Origin of the sequence: Kocuria sp. BT304, assembly GCF_003290245.1 — a bacterium.
GTDB lineage: Bacteria > Actinomycetota > Actinomycetes > Actinomycetales > Micrococcaceae > Kocuria > Kocuria rhizophila_A.
Genome location: NZ_CP030039.1, coordinates 788,218 through 805,716, shown reverse-complemented (window position 1 = coordinate 805,716; position 17,499 = coordinate 788,218). Strand labels below are relative to the sequence as shown.

At 72.1% G+C, this 17,499-nt stretch carries 13 protein-coding genes and 1 riboswitch; of the genes, 3 read left to right on the top strand and 10 right to left on the bottom strand.

Annotation, left to right across the window (positions count from 1 at the left end):
- Positions 1 to 44: 44 nt before the first annotated feature.
- The 10 genes from rpoB to glp form a co-directional block, all read right to left on the bottom strand.
- Entirely contained in the window at positions 45 to 3,554 is a 3,510-nt protein-coding gene (gene rpoB, locus DNL27_RS03645; RefSeq protein ID WP_012397674.1) for a DNA-directed RNA polymerase subunit beta, read from the bottom strand.
- 227 nt (positions 3,555 to 3,781) lie between these two features.
- Entirely contained in the window at positions 3,782 to 4,525 is a 744-nt protein-coding gene (locus tag DNL27_RS03640) for an MBL fold metallo-hydrolase (protein ID WP_012397673.1), read from the bottom strand.
- A 149-nt stretch (positions 4,526 to 4,674) separates the two neighbouring features.
- Complete coding sequence (gcvT, locus tag DNL27_RS03635) at positions 4,675 to 5,820, bottom strand: glycine cleavage system aminomethyltransferase GcvT (protein ID WP_112234730.1); 1,146 nt, start codon at positions 5,818 to 5,820, stop codon at positions 4,675 to 4,677.
- Positions 5,820 to 8,714 (bottom strand): aminomethyl-transferring glycine dehydrogenase, encoded by a 2,895-nt coding sequence (gene gcvP, locus DNL27_RS03630; protein ID WP_112234729.1) that lies wholly within the window; start codon positions 8,712 to 8,714, stop codon positions 5,820 to 5,822. The genes gcvT and gcvP overlap by 1 nt, the downstream gene beginning before the upstream one ends.
- 160 nt (positions 8,715 to 8,874) lie before the next feature.
- A riboswitch (glycine riboswitch) is annotated at positions 8,875 to 8,992 on the bottom strand.
- 326 nt (positions 8,993 to 9,318) lie between these two features.
- A complete protein-coding gene (rplL, locus tag DNL27_RS03625) occupies positions 9,319 to 9,705 on the bottom strand; it encodes a 50S ribosomal protein L7/L12 (protein ID WP_012397669.1) in 387 nt (128 codons plus the stop codon).
- Positions 9,706 to 9,831: 126 nt separating this feature from the next.
- The gene (gene rplJ / locus DNL27_RS03620; protein ID WP_012397668.1) at positions 9,832 to 10,365 is read right to left on the bottom strand and encodes a 50S ribosomal protein L10; all 534 of its coding nucleotides are present in this window, start codon (positions 10,363 to 10,365) and stop codon (positions 9,832 to 9,834) included.
- 269 nt (positions 10,366 to 10,634) lie between these two features.
- Entirely contained in the window at positions 10,635 to 11,471 is an 837-nt protein-coding gene (fdhD, locus tag DNL27_RS03615) for a formate dehydrogenase accessory sulfurtransferase FdhD (RefSeq protein ID WP_012397667.1), read from the bottom strand.
- Between the two features lies 1 nt (position 11,472).
- Positions 11,473 to 12,717, bottom strand: coding sequence for a molybdenum cofactor biosynthesis protein MoaE (locus tag DNL27_RS12575; RefSeq protein ID WP_305037654.1), 1,245 nt, complete (start codon positions 12,715 to 12,717; stop codon positions 11,473 to 11,475).
- Positions 12,714 to 13,142, bottom strand: coding sequence for a cyclic pyranopterin monophosphate synthase MoaC (gene moaC, locus DNL27_RS03605; protein ID WP_229565485.1), 429 nt, complete (start codon positions 13,140 to 13,142; stop codon positions 12,714 to 12,716). The genes DNL27_RS12575 and moaC overlap by 4 nt, the downstream gene beginning before the upstream one ends.
- A 65-nt stretch (positions 13,143 to 13,207) precedes the next feature.
- On the bottom strand, positions 13,208 to 14,674 hold the full coding sequence (gene glp, locus DNL27_RS03600) for a gephyrin-like molybdotransferase Glp (protein ID WP_112234727.1): 1,467 nt from the start codon (positions 14,672 to 14,674) through the stop codon (positions 13,208 to 13,210).
- Between the two features lie 65 nt (positions 14,675 to 14,739).
- Here glp and moaA point away from each other — a divergent pair, with 65 nt between their 5' ends.
- From moaA to DNL27_RS03585, 3 genes are read left to right on the top strand one after another with little or no spacing between them, the layout of a single operon-like run.
- The gene (gene moaA, locus DNL27_RS03595) at positions 14,740 to 15,813 is read left to right on the top strand and encodes a GTP 3',8-cyclase MoaA (protein ID WP_112234726.1); all 1,074 of its coding nucleotides are present in this window, start codon (positions 14,740 to 14,742) and stop codon (positions 15,811 to 15,813) included.
- Between the two features lie 3 nt (positions 15,814 to 15,816).
- Positions 15,817 to 16,080: a MoaD/ThiS family protein gene (locus DNL27_RS03590; protein WP_058955110.1), complete on the top strand. Its 264-nt coding sequence runs from the start codon at positions 15,817 to 15,819 to the stop codon at positions 16,078 to 16,080.
- On the top strand, positions 16,073 to 17,494 hold the full coding sequence (locus tag DNL27_RS03585; protein WP_112234725.1) for a molybdopterin molybdotransferase MoeA: 1,422 nt from the start codon (positions 16,073 to 16,075) through the stop codon (positions 17,492 to 17,494). The genes DNL27_RS03590 and DNL27_RS03585 overlap by 8 nt, the downstream gene beginning before the upstream one ends.
- Positions 17,495 to 17,499: the final 5 nt, after the last annotated feature.

The window sequence follows — 17,499 nt, the reverse complement described above, 5'->3', positions numbered from 1 at the left end:
AAAATCCTGAAGTGTGACGAGCTGTTCTCTGGACGAGCGGGTTCTCAGACCTCTTCGACCGAGCTGGGCTCGGAGTGGGAGAGGTCGATGCCGAGCTCGTCGGCAGCCCGGAAGCTGTCGTCGTCGGAATCACGCATTTCCACTGCGTTGCCGTCCGCGGAGAGGACCTCCACGTTCAGGCACAGGGACTGCATCTCCTTGATGAGCACCTTGAAGGACTCGGGCACACCCGGTTCGGGGATGTTCTCGCCCTTGACGATGGCCTCGTACACCTTCACGCGGCCGTGGACGTCGTCGGACTTGACGGTGAGCAGCTCCTGCAGCGTGTAGGCCGCGCCGTACGCCTCGAGGGCCCACACCTCCATCTCGCCGAAGCGCTGGCCACCGAACTGCGCCTTACCGCCCAGCGGCTGCTGGGTGATCATGGAGTAGGGGCCGGTGGAGCGGGCGTGGATCTTGTCGTCCACCAGGTGGTGGAGCTTCAAGATGTACTGGTAGCCCACGGACACGGGGTCCGGGAACGGCTGGCCGGAGCGGCCGTCGAACAGCTTGGCCTTGCCGGAGCGCCCGATCAGGCGCTGGCCATCACGGGTGGGGTTCGTGTGGTCGAGCAGGTCGAAGATCTCGTCCTCGCGCGCGCCGTCGAACACCGGAGTGGCCACGTTGGTGGGACCGGTGCTCTTGGGGAAGTTGCTCAGCCCCTTGAGCCACTCGGGGTCGCCCTCGATGTTCCAGCCCTGCTTGGCGAGCCAGCCGGTGTGGACCTCGAGCACCTGGCCGAGGTTCATGCGCCCGGGCACGCCCAGCGGGTTCAGGATCACGTCCACCGGGGTGCCGTCCTCCATAAATGGCATGTCCTCGATGGGCAGGATCTTGGAGATGACGCCCTTGTTGCCGTGGCGTCCGGCGAGCTTGTCGCCGTCCGTGATCTTGCGCTTCTGCGCCACGTACACGCGCACCACCTGGTTGACGCCGGCCGGGAGGTCGTCGTCCTCGTCCTCGCGGTCGAAGACGCGCACGCCGATGACCGTGCCGGACTCGCCGTGGGGCACCTTCAGGGAGGTGTCGCGGACCTCGCGGGACTTCTCGCCGAAGATCGCGCGCAGCAGCCGCTCCTCCGGGGTCAGCTCCGTCTCGCCCTTCGGGGTCACCTTGCCCACGAGGATGTCGCCGGCCTGGACCTCGGCACCGATGTGGATGATGCCGCGCTCGTCCAGTGCGGAGAGCACCTCCTCCGACACGTTCGGGATGTCACGCGTGATCTCCTCGGCACCGAGCTTGGTGTCGCGGGCGTCGATCTCGTGCTCCTCGATGTGGATGGACGTCAGGACGTCCTCGGAGACCATGCGCTGGGAGAGGATGATGGCGTCCTCGTAGTTGAGGCCCTCCCAGGACATGTACGCGATCAGCAGGTTCTTGCCCAGTGCCAGCTCGCCGTGGTCGGTCGAGGGACCGTCCGCGATGACCGTGCGAGGCTCCACGCGCTGGCCCTCGGAGACGATCACGCGCTGGTTGTACGTGTTGCCCGGGTTCGAGCGCACGAACTTGTTGATCGGGTAGAGCTTGGTGGTGCCGTCGTCGTTGAGCACGGTCACGAGGTCAGCGGAGACCTCCTCGACCACGCCCGGCTTGGTGGCGAGCACCGAGTCCCCGGCGTCCAGCGCCGAGTAGCGCTCCATGCCGGTGCCCACGAGCGGGGCCTCGGACGTGAGCAACGGCACGGCCTGGCGCTGCATGTTCGCGCCCATGAGGGCACGGTTGGCGTCGTCGTGCTCGAGGTACGGGATCAGGGCCGTGGCCACCGACACCATCTGGCGCGGGGAGACGTCCATGAACTCGATGTCCTCGGGGGCCACCAGCACGGCCTCGCCGGAGCCGTCGGAGGCGCGCGAGAGCACGGCGTCCTCAGCGAAGTGGCCGTCCTCGGTCAGCGGCGCGTTGGCCTGCGCGATCGTGAGCCCGCGCTCGTCGTCCGCAGTGAGGTAGACGACGTCGTCAGTGACGGTGCCGTCCACGACCTTGCGGTACGGGGTCTCGATGAACCCGAACGGGTTGATCCGCGCGTACGTGGCGAGCGAGCCGATCAGACCGATGTTCGAGCCCTCAGGGGTCTCGATCGGGCACATGCGGCCGTAGTGCGACGGGTGGACGTCACGGACCTCCATGCCTGCGCGATCGCGCGAGAGGCCACCGGGGCCCAGCGCGGACAGGCGGCGCTTGTGGGTCAGACCCGCGAGCGGGTTGTTCTGGTCCATGAACTGCGAGAGCTGGGAGGTTCCGAAGAACTCCTTGATCGCGGCCACCACGGGGCGGATGTTGATCAGGGTCTGCGGCGTGATGGCCTCGACGTCCTGGGTGGTCATCCGCTCGCGGACCACGCGCTCCATGCGGGACAGGCCCGTGCGGATCTGGTTCTCGATCAGCTCGCCCACGGCGCGGATGCGACGGTTGCCGAAGTGGTCGATGTCGTCCACGTCCACGTGGATCTCGCGGGACTCGCCGTCACGCGTGCCGGGCATGGTGGAGCCGCCGTCGTGCAGGGTCACGAGGTAGCGGATCATGGCCACGATGTCGTCCAGGGACAGCACGGAGGCGTCCGGGTCCGTGAACGGCTTGTCCAGGCCCAGCTTGCGGTTGAGCTTGTAGCGGCCCACCTTGGCGAGGTCGTAGCGCTTGGGGTTGAAGTACATGTTGTCCAGCAGGGACTGGGCGGCGTCGACCGTGGGCGGCTCCCCCGGGCGCAGCTTGCGGTAGATGTCGAGCAGCGCCTCCTCGCGGGTCTCGGTGGCGTCCTTCTCGAGGGTCGCGCGGATGGAGTCGAACTCGCCGAACTCCTCGAGGATCTTGGACTCGCTCCAGCCCAGGGCCTTGAGCAGCACGGTCACGGACTGCTTGCGCTTGCGGTCCAGGCGCACACCCACCTGGTCGCGCTTGTCGATCTCGAGCTCGAACCACGCACCGCGGGAGGGGATGATCTTGGCGGAGTAGATGTCCTTGTCGGACGTGCGGTCCTGGCCCTTCTCGAAGTAGGCGCCCGGGGAGCGGACCAGCTGGGAGACCACCACGCGCTCGGACCCGTTGATCACGAACGTGCCCTTGTCGGTCATGAGCGGGAAGTCACCCATGAACACGGTCTGCTGCTTGATCTCGCCCGTGTTGTTGTTCATGAACTCGGCCTTGACGTACAGCGGCGCCGAGTAGGTGGCGTCACGGTCCTTGCACTCGTCCATGGTGTACTTCGGGTCGTAGAACTCCGGCTCCGAGAACGAGAGGGACATGGTGCCCTGGAAGTCCTCGATCGGGGAGATCTCCTCGAAGATGTCCGAGAGCCCGGACGTGGTGGACACGCTGGTGTCACCGGTCTCCTGGGCCTCGACCACGCGGGCCTGCCAGCGCTCGTTGCCCACCAGGCGGTCGAAGCTGTCGGTCTGCAGCGCGAGCAGGTTGGGGACGTCCAGCGGTTCGTGGATCTTCGCGAAGGAAACGCGGCGAGGAATGTTGTCGCTCGTGGGGTGGTTGGCGGAGACGTTCGTATCGGTGCTCGAGGCGACCAAGATGTGATCCTTCCACAGACATGCAGTGAATACGCGAGGTTCCCGGGGAGAGAAAAAGGGGCCGGTGACGAGGACTGTCGACAACCGCCCCTGCGGCGCCCACCGCTATATGAAGGCACGCATGCATAAGGGACAACGCAAAGCACTAGCTTAGGGCACTCCCGGCGTGTTGTCCACACCCGTGCTGGACGAATGCCCGCCCGGGCCGTAAGATGCCCGGCCGCCGCTCAGGCGACGCCGTTGGCGCGCGCCTGGTACGCCGCGCGCTGCGCCCCGAGGCGCCAGGGGTCGCCGTGTCCGGGCAGCACGACCGTGGCCCGGGTGGCCGCGATCGCGTCCAGGGACGTGAGAGCCATCTGCGCATCTGCGGTGGCCGCGCCGGCCACGACCCGGGGCCCGGTGAGCCCGGTGTAGGGGTCGAGGGTCACCAGCGCGTCCCCGGAGAGCACGGCGTCCGCGTCGGGGACGTGCAGGGCGCAGTGCCCGTAGGTGTGGCCCGCGGTGAGGACGACTCGTGGACTGCCTGGAACGGGAACCGTCTGGCCCACGGCGAGGGACCGGGTGACGGTCACTCCCTTCACACCCGCTGCTCCCCCGGCGAGCATCGACACCAGCACCGGAATGGCCCGGGGGTGCCTCAGTGGGTACAGAGCCGTGGGGCTCTCGTGCGCGTAGCTGTAGGGGTGCGCCGCGAGGTGGCGCTCCCTCTGGTGGGCGAACACGGGGACGCCGAGCCGCTCCACGAGTCTGGCGGCGACACCCACGTGGTCGAAGTGCGCGTGGGTCAGCACCAGAGCCCTGATCTCGTGCGGTGCGCGTCCGAGCTCGCGCACCGCCCATCCCAGCTCGTTCCACACCCGCGGCAGCCCTGCGTCCACGAGCGTCAGACCGCGCTCGTCCTCCAGCAGGTAGCAGTTGACGTTGTGGTTCTGGATCAGGTGGATCCCGGGGGCGACGTCGCGCAGGAACATGGCTTCTCCTTCTCCGCCCGCCCCACTCCCGCGAGGCGAGCACTCTGCCGGCCCGCACGGCGCTCGGGTCGAGTGTGACGGAGCGGGCCTGCTAGGAAACTACTCCCGGCAGGCCCGCTCGCGGTACCACCCCTGGGGGTCGTGCGGGGTCAGCCCCGTGTGTAGAACGGCATGGCCGTCCGTGCCACCTCGACGCCGCGGCCGCGCGCGTCCTGGACGCTCACGGTCCCGGCGGCGATCTCGTCCAGGGCGTCCGTGGCCACGAGGGCCATGGCCACGGGCTTGCCGAGGGTGGGCGAGGGCAGGCCGCTCGTGACCTCCCCGATGGTCCGCTCCCCCGACAGCACGGTGTACCCGGCGCGGATGGGCTTGCGTCCGAGGCCCTCCAGCCCGATCAGGGTGCGCTCGGGGGTGCTCCGCAGCATGGCGGCCAGTGCGTCGTGGCCCACGGTGCGGGTCCCGGCCTCGTCCTTCTTGCGCAGGGCGACCTCCACGAGCTTGCCGAGCCCCGCCTCCACGGGCGTGATCTCGGTCGAGAGCTCGTGGCCGTACAGCGGCATGCCGGCCTCCAGGCGCAGGGAGTCCCGCGCCGCCAGTCCTGCCGGCTGCACGGGTGCGTCCTCGGTGCCGAGCTGCTCGACGGTCGCGAGCAGGGCGTTCCACAGGGTCTCGGCATCGGCATTCGCGCAGTACAGCTCGAAGCCGTCCTCACCGGTGTAGCCCGTGCGCGCGGCCAGCACGTCCACACCGCCGCAGCGGGCGACGGCGCACGCGTAGTACTTCAGGCCCGCCACCTCCTCGACGGGGTCCAGACCGGTGGCCCGGAGCACCTCGAGCGCCCGGGGGCCCTGCACTGCGATCAGGGACGTCTCCGGGCCCTGGTCCTGCACCGTGACGTCGAAGCCCTCGGCCCGCTGTCGCAGCGCCTCGACCACCGTGTCCTGGTTGCCGGCGTTCGGCACCACGAGGTAGCGCTCCTCGCCTAGGCGGTACGTGATGAGGTCGTCCAGCACGCGGCCGGCCTCGTCCACGATCAGCGAGTACTTGGCCCGGCCCACGCCGATGCCCGAGAGCACACCCACGAGGGCGTGGTCCAGGAAGGCCCCGGCCTGCGGCCCGGTCACCTCCACCTCGCCCATGTGGGAGAGGTCGAAGATCCCGGCGCCGCGGCGCACGGCGTGGTGCTCGGCGGTGTCGCTGGCGTAGCGCACGGGCATGGACCAGCCGCCGAAGTCGGTGAACCGGGCTCCGAGCCGTTCGTGGGCCCCGTGCAGTGCGGTCCGACGCTCGCTCATCACTTCTCCTGTCCCGCCGCGGCGGTGTACGCGGCGTCGAACGCCTCGATGGGTGGGCACTCGCACACGAGGTTCCTGTCCCCCGCGGCGTTGTCGATGCGTCCCACCGGGGGCCAGTACTTCACGCGGCGCAGCCCGGACACCGGGTAGCCGGCCTGGCTGCGGGAGTAGGACCGGTCCCACTCGTCCGCGGTGAGCACCTGCGCGGTGTGCGGGGCGTGGCGGATCACGGAGTCCTCCAGCGAGACCTTCCCGTCCGCGATCTCCTGCATCTCGGCGTGGATGGTGCGCATGGCCTCGATGAAGCGGTCCAGCTCCTCGATCCCCTCGGACTCGGTGGGCTCCACCATGAGCGTGCCCGCCACGGGGAACGCGAGCGTGGGCGCGTGGAAGCCGAAGTCCACGAGCCGCTTGCAGACGTCCTCCGCGGTGACGCCCGAGACCTTGGTCATGGGCCGCAGGTCCAGGATGCACTCGTGCGCCACCAGCCCGCCGTCCCCGGTGTAGAGCGTGGGGAACACGTTCGAGAGCCGACGGGAGATGTAGTTCGCGCCCAGCACGGCGGTGCGGGAGGACTCGGTGAGTCCCTCCGCGCCGGTCATGGCGATGTACATCCACGTGATGGGCAGCACGCCCGCGGAGCCGTGGGGCGCCTGGGCCACGGGGAAGCCCGCGCCGCGCTCGTCGAGGTCCGCGGTGGCGGGGTTGCCGGGCAGGTAGGGCACGAGGTGCTCGGCCACGGCCACGGGGCCCACGCCGGGTCCGCCGCCGCCGTGGGGGATGCAGAACGTCTTGTGCAGGTTCAGGTGGGAGACGTCCCCGCCGAAGCGGCCCGGACGCGCCAGGCCCATGAGCGCGTTGAGGTTGGCGCCGTCCACGTAGACCTGCCCGCCGGCGTCGTGCACCGCCGCGCAGACCTGCGTGATGTCGGTGTCGTACACGCCGTGCGTGGAGGGGTACGTGACCATGATGCCGGCCAGCTCGTCACCCACGGAGTCGATCTTGGCCCGGAGGTCGTCCTGGTCGATCGTGCCGTCCTGCGCGGTGGCCACCACCACGACCTTGAGGTCCGCGAGCACCGCGGACGCCGCGTTGGTGCCGTGGGCGGAGGACGGGATCAGGATGGTCTTGCGCTGGTGCTCACCGCGGTCCACCTGGTAGCGGCGGATGGCCAGCAGACCGGCCAGTTCGCCCTGGGAGCCTGCGTTCGGCTGCACGGAGACCGCGGCGTAGCCGGTGATCTCCGCGAGCCAGCCCTCCAGCTGCTCGATCAGCTCGGTCCACCCGCGGGTCTGGTCCTCGGGGGCCAGGGGGTGGATGCTCGCGAACTCGGGCCACGAGATGGGCTCCATCTCCGCCGCCGCGTTGAGCTTCATGGTGCACGAGCCCAGCGGGATCATGGTGCGGTCCAGTGCGAGGTCCTTGTCGGAGAGCTCGCGCAGCCAGCGCATGAGCGAGGTCTCGGAGCGGTGGGTGTGGAACACCGGGTGGGTCAGGTACTCGTCCGTGCGCAGCAGCGCCTCCGGCAGCTCGAACGCGGAGCCGTCCGCCCCGGACTCACCCTCGGCGGCACCGCACGCCTCGGTCACGGCGGTGAGCACCTCCACCACGTCCCGGTTCGTGTGCGGCTCGCCGAAGCTCACGCCCACGGTGTCCCCGTCCACCCGGCGCAGGTTGTACCCGCGGTCCGCGGCGGCGGCCACCACGGCGTCGGCCTGGCCGGGCACCGAGAAGGTCACGGTGTCGAAGAACTGCTCGTGCGCCACCTCGACGCCCCGGGCCCTCAGCCCGGCGGCGAGGTCCGCCGCCATGTCGTGCAGCCGCCCGGCCAGGGCACGCAACGCCACCGGGCCGTGGTGCACCGCGTACGCCGCGGCCACGATGGCCAGCAGCGCCTGGGCGGTGCAGATGTTGGAGGTGGCCTTCTCACGGCGGATGTGCTGCTCGCGGGTCTGCAGCGCCAGGCGGTACGCGGGAGCCCCGGAGGAGTCCGTGGACACGCCCACGATGCGCCCGGGCAGGGAGCGTTCGGTGCCCTTGCGGGAGGCCAGGAACGCGGCGTGGGGGCCGCCGAAAAACAGCGGGACGCCGAAGCGCTGGGCCGAGCCCACCGCGATGTCCGCGCCCATCTCCCCCGGGCTGCGCAGCATGGTCAGGGCAAGCAGGTCCGTGCTCACGCTCACGAGCGCGCCGGCCTCGTGCGCGGCCTCGATCACGGCGGTGGGGTCCGTGACGTCCCCGTCCGCACCGATCTGCGCGACGACGACGCCGAAGAAGTCCCCCGCTGAGATCGCCTGCGCGGCGGCGTCGGGATCCCCGAGGTCCGCGAGCACCAGCTCGATACCCGCGGCGCGCGTGCGCCCCGTGAGCACCGCGAGCGTCTGCGGCAGGCTGCGGCTGTCCACGAGCACGCGCATGCTCTTGGAACGGCGGTTGGCGCGGCGCATCATGAGCACCGCCTCGGCCACGGCGGAGGACTCGTCCAGCAGGGACGCGTTCGCGACCTCCAGACCGGTGAGGTCGATGACCGCGTTCTGGAAGGTCAGCAGCAGCTCCAGGCGGCCCTGGGAGATCTCCGGCTGGTACGGCGTGTAGGACGTGTAGAAGCCCGGGTTCTCCAGGATGTTGCGGCGGATCGCGGCGGGGGTCACGGTGTCGTGGTAGCCCTGGCCGATCATCTGGCGCATCACGGTGTTGCGGGAGGCGATCCGCCGCAGCGCGGACAGCGCCTCGGGCTCGTCCAGGGGCTCCGGCAGCTCGAGGGACTCGCGCATCCGGATGCTCTCCGGGACGGCGCGGTCGATGAGCTGGTCCAGGCTCTCGGCGCCCACGGCGTCGAGCATGGTGGTGAGGTCATCGGCGTCCGGGCCGATGTGGCGTGACAGGAAGGACATCTGACAGTCTCCTGGGCTGCTCGTGGGCACGGGGTGCCCGATGAGTCCTCCCCGCTCTGTTCCATGACCTGAGAGATTTCGTCGGGGCCGCTCTCGGCGTGCCACCGACCTGCCCCGCCGGTGCTCCCCGCCCCGCAGGACGGTGAACTCTTCAGAGTGGCCTGGTGCGGCGGTACGGGTGCCTGAGAGGTTCCCGGGGAGGGTTTGCTCCTTCGGCGATGGCGCGGTCCCGGACGGTTCCCCGCCCCTGACCCACCACGCTCTCCCGCCGCACTGTGACGGCCGAATGGTCAGAAGACAGTTTCGCACATCACACCGACCACCGGAACGCCCGGGCCGGGATCGCCGCCGGGCCGAGTCGGCAGGCCCGGGGGAACGCCCGGGGCCGCCCCCGGGCCTGGGAGCCCCGGGCCCGCAGGCTGCGCACCCCGAAGCCCGAACGCCGGGACCCGGACCCAGACCTGGACCCGGCCCCGGCCCCGGACAGCACGGAACCCCGCACCGTGCGGTACGGGGTTCCGTGGGAGGTGTGCGCCGTGAGGGCCCGGGACGCTCGGTCCCGTGGACCCTCAGGCGGCACGAGCGGCGCGCAAGGCGCCGGAAGTCACTTGACGGTGACGGTGGCGCCGGCGCCCTCGAGGGCTTCCTTCGCCTTGTCAGCGGCTTCCTTGGTGGCGCCCTCGAGGACGGCCTTGGGGGCGCTGTCCACGAGGTCCTTGGCCTCCTTGAGGCCCAGGGAGGTCAGGCCGCGAACTTCCTTGATGACCTGGATCTTCTTGTCACCGGCGGACTCGAGCACGACGTCGAACTCGGTCTTCTCCTCCTCGGCGGCACCGGCGTCGCCGGCGGCGGGGGCCGCACCGGCCACGGCCACGGGGGCGGCTGCGGTGACGTCGAAGGTCTCCTCGAAGGCCTTCACGAAGTCGGACAGCTCGATGAGGGACAGTTCCTTGAAGGCCTCGATGAGCTCTTCGGTGGTCAGCTTAGCCATGGTGTTGGCTCCTTACTTGTACGTGGTGCCGGGGCGGGTGGCTCCGGCGCGGTGTGCGTGGGAAGAACACGGGTCTGTGCCGGGCCGTGGCCCGACCACCCGGAACCTGAGGTTCCCCGAAGGGGATCAGGCGGCGTTCTCGCCCTGTTCGTCCAGCTTGGCGCGCAGCGCGTCTGCGGTGCGCACGGTCTTGGAGAGCGGGGCCTGGAACAGCGCTGCGGCCTTGGACATCGACGCCTTGGCGGCACCGGCGACCTTGGACAGCAGAACCTCGCGGGACTCGAGGTCCGCGAGCTTCTTGATCTCGTTCTCGTCCATTGCGACGCCGTCCAGGTAACCGCCCTTGACGACCAGCTGGGGGTTGTCCTTGGCGAAGTCACGCAGGCTCTTGGCAGCCTCGACGGCGTCACCGGACACGAAGGCGATGGCCGAGGGGCCGTTGAGCTGCCCCTCGAACGCCTCGATGCCGGATTCACGCGCGGCAATGGCGGTGAGCGTGTTCTTCACCACGGCGTATTCAGCGTTCTCACCGAGTGCGCGGCGCAGCGTCTTCAGCTGAGCCACGGTGAGCCCGCGGTACTCCGTCAGGACGGCAGCGTGCGAGTTGGAGAACAAGTCCTTCAACTCTGCAACCGCGGCAGCCTTTTCAGGATTCGCCATGGTGCTCCTTCCTTACATGTGGGTGCCGGCTCCGTGTCGGCCGGAGGCTGACACGACAAAAGCCCCGCGCAGATGCCCGGGGCTCGACCATGTTCGGAGCACGCACTTGTGTGCGTGGTCCGAAGAAGGATTCGTGCTGGTTCACCTGCGCTGGACGGTCCTCGTGGCCGAGAACCTCTTAGACCACGCACACGGAGGCGTGCATGATGACCGGCGGTCTTTGGTGGTTCCACCGTACCCGCTGCCGCGGCCGGAGCCAAATCCCCGGCTCACGGGCTCGTGATGCGCTCCGGGTGGCAGTAGACGTTGCATGTGCCGCGGCGGTTGAAGCCCACCACGGTCACGCCCCGCTCCCGTCCGGTGGCCACGGCCAGGGCGGACGGTGCGCTCACGGCGGAGAGCACGGGGATCCCGGCCATGGCGGCCTTGCCCACGAGCTCGAAGGAGGCCCGCGCGGAGACCTGCAGCACCACCTCGTGCAGCGGGAGCAGCCCGCGCTGCACGGCCCACCCGACCACCTTGTCCACGGCGTTGTGCCGGCCCACGTCCTCCCGCACCACGAGGGGCTCGTCCCGCCCCACGGGGAAGAGGGCGGCGGCGTGCACCCCACCGGTGGCGTCGAAGACCCGCTGGTGCCCGCGCAGCTCGTCCGGCAGGGCCACGAGCCGGGCGGCGCTCACGAGGGGACGGGGCCGGGCCACCGGGTGGGCGCTCGGCTTCTCCACGGTGTCCAGGGACGGCGTGCCGCACACCCCGCACGAGGAGCTCGTGAACACCTGGCGCCGGGCGCCGCGGTCCGGTCCGGGGGCCTGCGGGGAGAGCCGCACGTCCACCACGTTGTACGTGCGGTGCCCGTCCTGGTCCACGCCCGAGCGGTAGTCCATCTTGACCACGTGCGAGACCTCCGTGATCACGGCTTCGCTCAGCAGCAGTCCGGTCACGAGCTCGAAGTCGTCCCCCGGGGTGCGCATGGTCACGGTGAACTGCTCGCCGTCCAGGCGGATCTCGAGGGGCTCCTCCCCCGCGAGCCGGTCCGGGCCCACCCGGAGCTGGCCGGTGGCGTCGTACGTGCGCACCCGGGCGGGCACGATTCTGCGCGCGGCCATCTCAGGCGTCCAGCCCCACCCAGGTGTGCTGCCCGTCCGCGAAGCTCTCGCGCTTCCAGATGGGCACGCTCGCCTTGATCCGGTCCACCAGCGCGGAGCACGCGGCGAAGGCCTCGGTGCGGTGGGCCGCGGCCACGGCGACCTCCAGGGCGCTGTCACCCACCGCGAGCGCCCCGATCCTGTGCTCGGCCCACACGCGGGTGCCGGGGTGCTCCCGCGCGGTCCCCGCCACGACCTCCGCCATGACCTGCGCAGCACTCGGGTGCGCGCTGTACGCCAGTCCGGTCACGCCGTCCCGGCCGCCGTCGTGGTCGCGGATCACCCCGCTGAAGCCCACCACCGCGCCGCAGCCGGGATCGGCCACCTCGCGCCGGGCGAGCTCCCCGTCGAGCGGTTCCTCGGTGATCCCCGCCCGCAGCACGGCGCCCGCCCCCGACCGTCCGCGGCCGGCTTCGCCGGTCTCCGGGGGCGACGACGCCGCGTCCGGGACCCGTGCGGCGTCGTCGGCCGGTGCGGCGTCGTGGCCAGGCCCGGCAGCGCCGGCAGGCTCGGCTCCCTGCGCAGCCGAGCCGACCGGGTCGACCGAGCTGGCCGAGACGGCGAAACCGGCCGAGGACGCCGGGGAGGCGGCGCCCTCGGCGGGGAGGACCTCGTCGCCCGAGCGGGTCACGGACCGGTCCTCACCGTGGCCGTGGACGTCCTCCAGCTGGGCGCTGATGTGGTCGATCAACGGGTCCAGCACGGCCATGCCGTCCTTGACACCCCCGCGCGAACCAGGGAGGTTCACGAGGAACGTGCGGCCCACCTGCCCGGCCACGCCGCGGCTCATCGCGGCGGTCGGGGTCTTGCGCAGCCCCTGGGCCCACAGCGCGTGCATGATGCCCGGAGACTGGCGCTCGAGCACCCGGGCCGTGGACTCGGGGGTCACGTCGTCCGAGTTCAGCCCCGTGCCCCCGGAGGTGACCACCAGCCGGGGTCCGTCCGCCGTGTGGGAGTCCTCGGTGAGCTCCCGCAGCACCGTGAGCACCTCGGGGCCGTCCGGGACCACATGGACCCGGACCCGCAAGCCCCTGCCCTCGAGCCACGTGCGCAGCACGGGGCCGCAGAGGTCCTCGGCCGTGCCGCGGGCCGCGGAGCTGGAGACGATCACCACCTCGGCACGGCGGCCCACGAGGTGGAAGTCCCCGATCTCGTCCCGGTGGGCCGGGCGCTCCGCACCCATGTGCCGTTCGCCGTGACCGCTCATCGCGCGCTCCAGTCGCCGCTCTTGCCGCCGGACTTGGCCAGCACCCGGGTGTCCGTGATGGTGGCGGCCCGGTCCACGGCCTTGATCATGTCGTACAGCGTGAGCGCGGCCACGCTCGCCGCGGTCAGCGCTTCCATCTCCACGCCCGTGACACCGCGTGTGCGCACGGTCGCCTCGACCACCACCCGGTCCTGCTGCGGGGTGAGGTCCACGCTGACTTTGCTCAGCGGCAGCGGGTGGCACAGCGGCACGAGGTCCGGCGTGCGCTTGGCGGCCATGATGCCCGCGATCCGCGCCACCGCCAGGGCGTCCCCCTTCGGGAGGTCCCCGCTCGCGAGCAGCTCGACCACGTCCGGACGCGTGAGCAGCACCGCCTGGGCCGTGGCCTCCCGGGACGTGACGGCCTTCTCGCTGACGTCCACCATGTGCGCGGTGCCGTCCTCCCGCACGTGCGTGAGGCGCTGCTGCGCCCCTTCCTGCTGCTGCTCGCTCACCGTTGTCCTCCTGGTCGTGTGTCTCCTGTCCCGCCCCCGGCGGGCGGCGGCGCGGCCCGTCCGGGCCGACGTGCCGCGGGGTCCGGGTCCGCGCGCGGCGCGGGGTGCCCCGGCCGCCCGGGTCCGGGCGGGTGGTGCTCGTGCGCGGTCTCCTCGCCGGGCCCGGCCGCGGCGGGGAGTCCGGGCAGCACCCCTCCGGCCAGTCCCAGCACCGCCACCGGCTCGCCCTCCGGCAGCTCGCGCGCCCCCGGCGGGATGCACACGAGAACGTCCGCGCGGGCGGCGGCGGTCATCAGGTGCGAGGACGCGCCGCCCACGAGGGCGACCCGCGGCGGCGTCGTGCTCAGCAGGGTGCCGCGGCGCAGCTGCGTGCGGGAGTCCAGGGGCTGCACCGGGGCGTCGAGCGCGGCGGTGGACCAGCGCGCGGGCGGGCAGCACCCCCACACGTCCGCGAGCGCGGGGCGCACGAAGGCCTCGCACGAGACCCATGTGCTCACGGGGTTGCCCGGCAGGCACAGCACCGGCACCCCGCGGACGAGCCCGCAGCCCTGGGGCCCTCCGGGCTGCACGGCCACGTGGCCGAACCACATGCCGGTGCCCTCCCGTTCCAGACCCTGGCGCACCACCTCGAAGGCCCCGGCGCTGATCCCGCCGCTCGTGACCACGAGCTCGGCCCCGGAGCCGGTCAGGGCGTCGTGCAGCGCCGCGACGAACGCCGCGGGGTCGTCGTCCACGCGCAGCCTGGCCACGTGCTCGACGCCGTTCTCGCGCAGCCACGCCTCGAGCAGCGGCCCGTTGGCGTCGTGCACGGAGCCCGCGGGCAGCGGCCGCCCGGCGGGCACCACCTCGTCGCCGCCGCTGACCACGAGCACCCGCGGTCCGCGGTGCACCGTCACGGTGTCCTCGCCCGTGAGCCCGAGGGCGGCGCAGGCTCCCCGGGCCGCCGCGCCGAGCACCGTTCCGGCGGGCAGCGCCACCTGCCCACGGGCGACGTCGCTGCCGGCCTCCCGCACGAAGGTCCCCTCCCGCGTGGCGCGCGCGGTCTCGGCGGGAACGGTCACGGGTGAGGTGTCGAAGCGCGGGGGGACCACACGCTCCACGGGAACCACGGCGTCCGCACCCGCGGGCAGCACCGCCCCGGTCATCACGGCGGTCGCGGTGCCGGGCGTGTGGCGCGCGGGGGCCGCTCCGGCTGCGCGCGTGTCGTGGACCGCGAGCACCACGTCCTCGCCGCTGTGGGCGGCCGCGAGGTCCGCGACGCGCACGGCGAAGCCGTCCATCTGCGAGTCCGTGTGGGGTGGCAGGGCCAGCGGGGCCAGGAGGTCCCGGGCAAGCACCCGCCCCGCGGCGGCGTGCAGCGGCACGGCCCGCGCGACGTCGTCCGGTCGGGTCCGCGCGAGCAGCGCACGGACCGCGTCCCGGTGCTCGGGGATGCTGCGGTGCTCGGGCGTGCTGCGGGACATGCCTCCAGGGTAGCCACCCGTCCGGGGCTGCGAGGGTGTCGGAGCAGGCCCCTACACTGGGGCGCATGTCCGTTTTCCTCGGCAATCCCCAGGTGCTCCCCCGGGAAGTGCCCACGCAGGGACCGCTCACGGACCGCTTCGGACGGACCGCCACGGACCTGCGCATCTCCATCACCGACAAGTGCAACCTGCGGTGCACGTACTGCATGCCCGCCGAGGGCATGAAGTGGCTTCCCCGCGAGTCCCTGCTGAGCGTCGCGGAGATCGTGCGGCTCGCGGGCATCGCCGTGAGCGAGTTCGGGGTGCGCGAGATCCGGCTCACGGGCGGTGAGCCCCTGATCCGCCCGGACCTCGAGGAGCTGGTGGGCTCCCTGCACGCCACCCTGCCCGGGATCCCGGTGTCCATGACGAGCAACGGCATCGGGCTGGCGGCGCGGGCGCAGGGCCTCGCGGATGCCGGCATGACCCGCGTGAACGTCTCGCTGGACACCCTGTGCGCGGAGACCTACGCCCGGCTGGCCCGGCGGGGGCGGCTCACCGAGGCCCTGGAGGGTGTGGCGGCCGCACGGCGCGCGGGGATGAGTCCCGTGAAGATCAACGCGGTGCTGATGCGCGGCGTGAACGAGCGCGAGGCGCCCGAGCTGCTGCACTGGGCGCTGGAGAACGAGTGCGACCTGCGCTTCATCGAGCAGATGCCCCTGGATGCCGACCACGGCTGGACCCGCGAGAACATGGTGACCGCCGCGCAGATCCGGCAGAGCCTCTCCCGCGACTTCGACCTCTCCCCGGACAGCGCCCCCCGCGGCGGCGCCCCCGCGGAGAAGTACCTCGTGCGGCGCCGGGGCCACCGGCAGGTGCTCGGCACCGTGGGCATCATCGCCTCCGTCACCGAGCCCTTCTGCGAGGATTGCACGCGCACACGTATCACGGCCGAGGGGCACGTGCGCTCGTGCCTGTTCTCCCACCACGAGACCGACCTCATGCACCTGCTGCGCTCGGGTGCCACGGACGCAGACGTCGCCCAGCGCTGGCGCGAGGCCATGTGGGTCAAGCCCCGGGCCCACGGCATGGACCACACCGGGCTCGACTCCGGGGACTACGTCCAGCCGGAGCGCAGCATGAGTGCGATCGGGGGCTGAGGCGTGCTGGTGAGATACTTCGCGGCTGCGGCCGCCGCTGCCGGGACCGAGGAGGAGCACGTGGCCACCGCCACGATCCTCACCCGCGAGGACCTCGAGCAGCTGCTCGTGTCCCTGCACCCCGTGGCCCCGCCCGGTGAGCCCACCCTGGCCCGGGTGCTCCCCCGGTGCTCGTGGCTCGTGGACGGGGTCACCGCCAGGGATCCCCGGGCGCCGCTCGCCCCGGGGGCCACCGTGGACGTCCTGCCGCCCTTCGCCGGTGGCTGAGCCCGTGACCACCCCGCCCGATCCCGCCTGGGCCCGCGGTCTGGACACCCTGCACCACGCCGGGCGGGACGCCGCCCGCGAACTCGCCCACCGCGCGGGCCTCGCGCTCGCAGCGTCGCACGCCGCGGCACCCTCGGAAGGGCCCGCCACCGAGGACCGGACCGGAACGGGCACCGGGTGCCCGGCTCCCGCCCACCACGACGACGCCGCCCCGCACGGTCCGAGCCACGGTCGCGGTGCGCCCTGCGCGGCCACGGAACGGGTCCCCCTGGACCGGGCCTGTGGTCGCGTGCTGGCCGAGGACGTCCGTGCCCTGTGCCCCGTTCCGCACTACGCGTCCAGCGCCATGGACGGCTACGCGGTGAACGGCCCCGGACCCTGGACGCTGCTCCGCACCCGGACCACCCCGCGCGAGGGCACCACGCTGTCCGAGGACGCCACGCCACTCGACGGTGCCGCGCTGCCGAGCGAGGCCTCGGCGGTGTCCCTGACCCCCGGCACGGCCGTGCCCGTGGTCACGGGCGGCGTGATCCCGCAGGGCACCACCGGTGTGGTCCGCGAGGAGTACACCGCCCGCGAGGGCGATCGCGTGGCGCTGCGCGCGGACGCGCCCCGCTCGGAGCTGGCGGGCCGTCACATCCGCCCCGCCGGCACCGAGTGCGGGTCCGACGAGGTGGTGTTCAGCGCGGGCAGACGGCTCTCCCCCGCGGACGCCGCGTTCGCCGCGGTGGCCGGCCTGGACGCCCTCCCCGTGCGTCGCGTGCCCCGGGTCGCGCTGCTGCTCACGGGTTCGGAGGTGCGCACGAGCGGGGTGCCGGGCCCCGGCCACGTGCGGGACGCGTTCAGCATGTCCCTGCCCCACGTGCTCCGCGCCCACGGCGCCGCGGTGGGCACCGTGCAACGGATCGACGACGATCCCGCGGCCCTCGAGGCCGCGGTGCGTACCGCCTGCGCGGACCACGACCTCGTGCTCACCACCGGGGGCACGGCCCGTTCGGGCGCCGACCACGTGCGTCCGCTGCTGGAACGGGACACCCGGCTGCTCCTGGACCAGCTCGACCTGCAGCCGGGGCACCCCGCCCTACTGGGGGCCGCCGAACGCAGCGCGGTGCTCGCGCTGCCCGGGAACCCGCTGGGCGCCGTGGTGGTGCTGCTGCTGGTGGGCGGCGCACTGCTGGCCGGGCTCTCCGGCCGCCCCGCACCGCAGCTGCTGCCCGTCACCGCGGGGGCCGCCGCGGGCGGGCGCAGCGAGCGGCTCGTTCCCGCACGACGTCGCGACGGCGCCTGGGTGCCGTGCCGTGCCGTGGGCTCCAACATGCTGCGGGGCCTGAGCGAGGCGGACGGGCTGCTCTGCGTGCCGCGCGGTGGACTCGAACCGGGGGACTCCTCCGCGGTGCTCGCTTTACCCTGGTGACCTCC

Bases quoted from the DNA above. Each gene is read 5' to 3' on its own strand.
- DNL27_RS03640 (WP_012397673.1), bottom strand. From the start codon at position 4,525: ATGTTCCTGCGCGACGTCGCCCCCGGGATCCACCTGATCCAGAACCAC.
- gcvT (WP_112234730.1), bottom strand. From the start codon at position 5,820: ATGAGCGAGCGTCGGACCGCACTGCACGGGGCCCACGAACGGCTCGGA.
- gcvP (WP_112234729.1), bottom strand. From the start codon at position 8,714: ATGTCCTTCCTGTCACGCCACATCGGCCCGGACGCCGATGACCTCACC.
- rplL (WP_012397669.1), bottom strand. From the start codon at position 9,705: ATGGCTAAGCTGACCACCGAAGAGCTCATCGAGGCCTTCAAGGAACTG.
- rplJ (WP_012397668.1), bottom strand. From the start codon at position 10,365: ATGGCGAATCCTGAAAAGGCTGCCGCGGTTGCAGAGTTGAAGGACTTG.
- fdhD (WP_012397667.1), bottom strand. From the start codon at position 11,471: ATGGCCGCGCGCAGAATCGTGCCCGCCCGGGTGCGCACGTACGACGCC.
- DNL27_RS12575 (WP_305037654.1), bottom strand. From the start codon at position 12,717: ATGAGCGGTCACGGCGAACGGCACATGGGTGCGGAGCGCCCGGCCCAC.
- moaC (WP_229565485.1), bottom strand. From the start codon at position 13,142: ATGGTGGACGTCAGCGAGAAGGCCGTCACGTCCCGGGAGGCCACGGCC.
- glp (WP_112234727.1), bottom strand. From the start codon at position 14,674: ATGTCCCGCAGCACGCCCGAGCACCGCAGCATCCCCGAGCACCGGGAC.
- moaA (WP_112234726.1), top strand. From the start codon at position 14,740: ATGTCCGTTTTCCTCGGCAATCCCCAGGTGCTCCCCCGGGAAGTGCCC.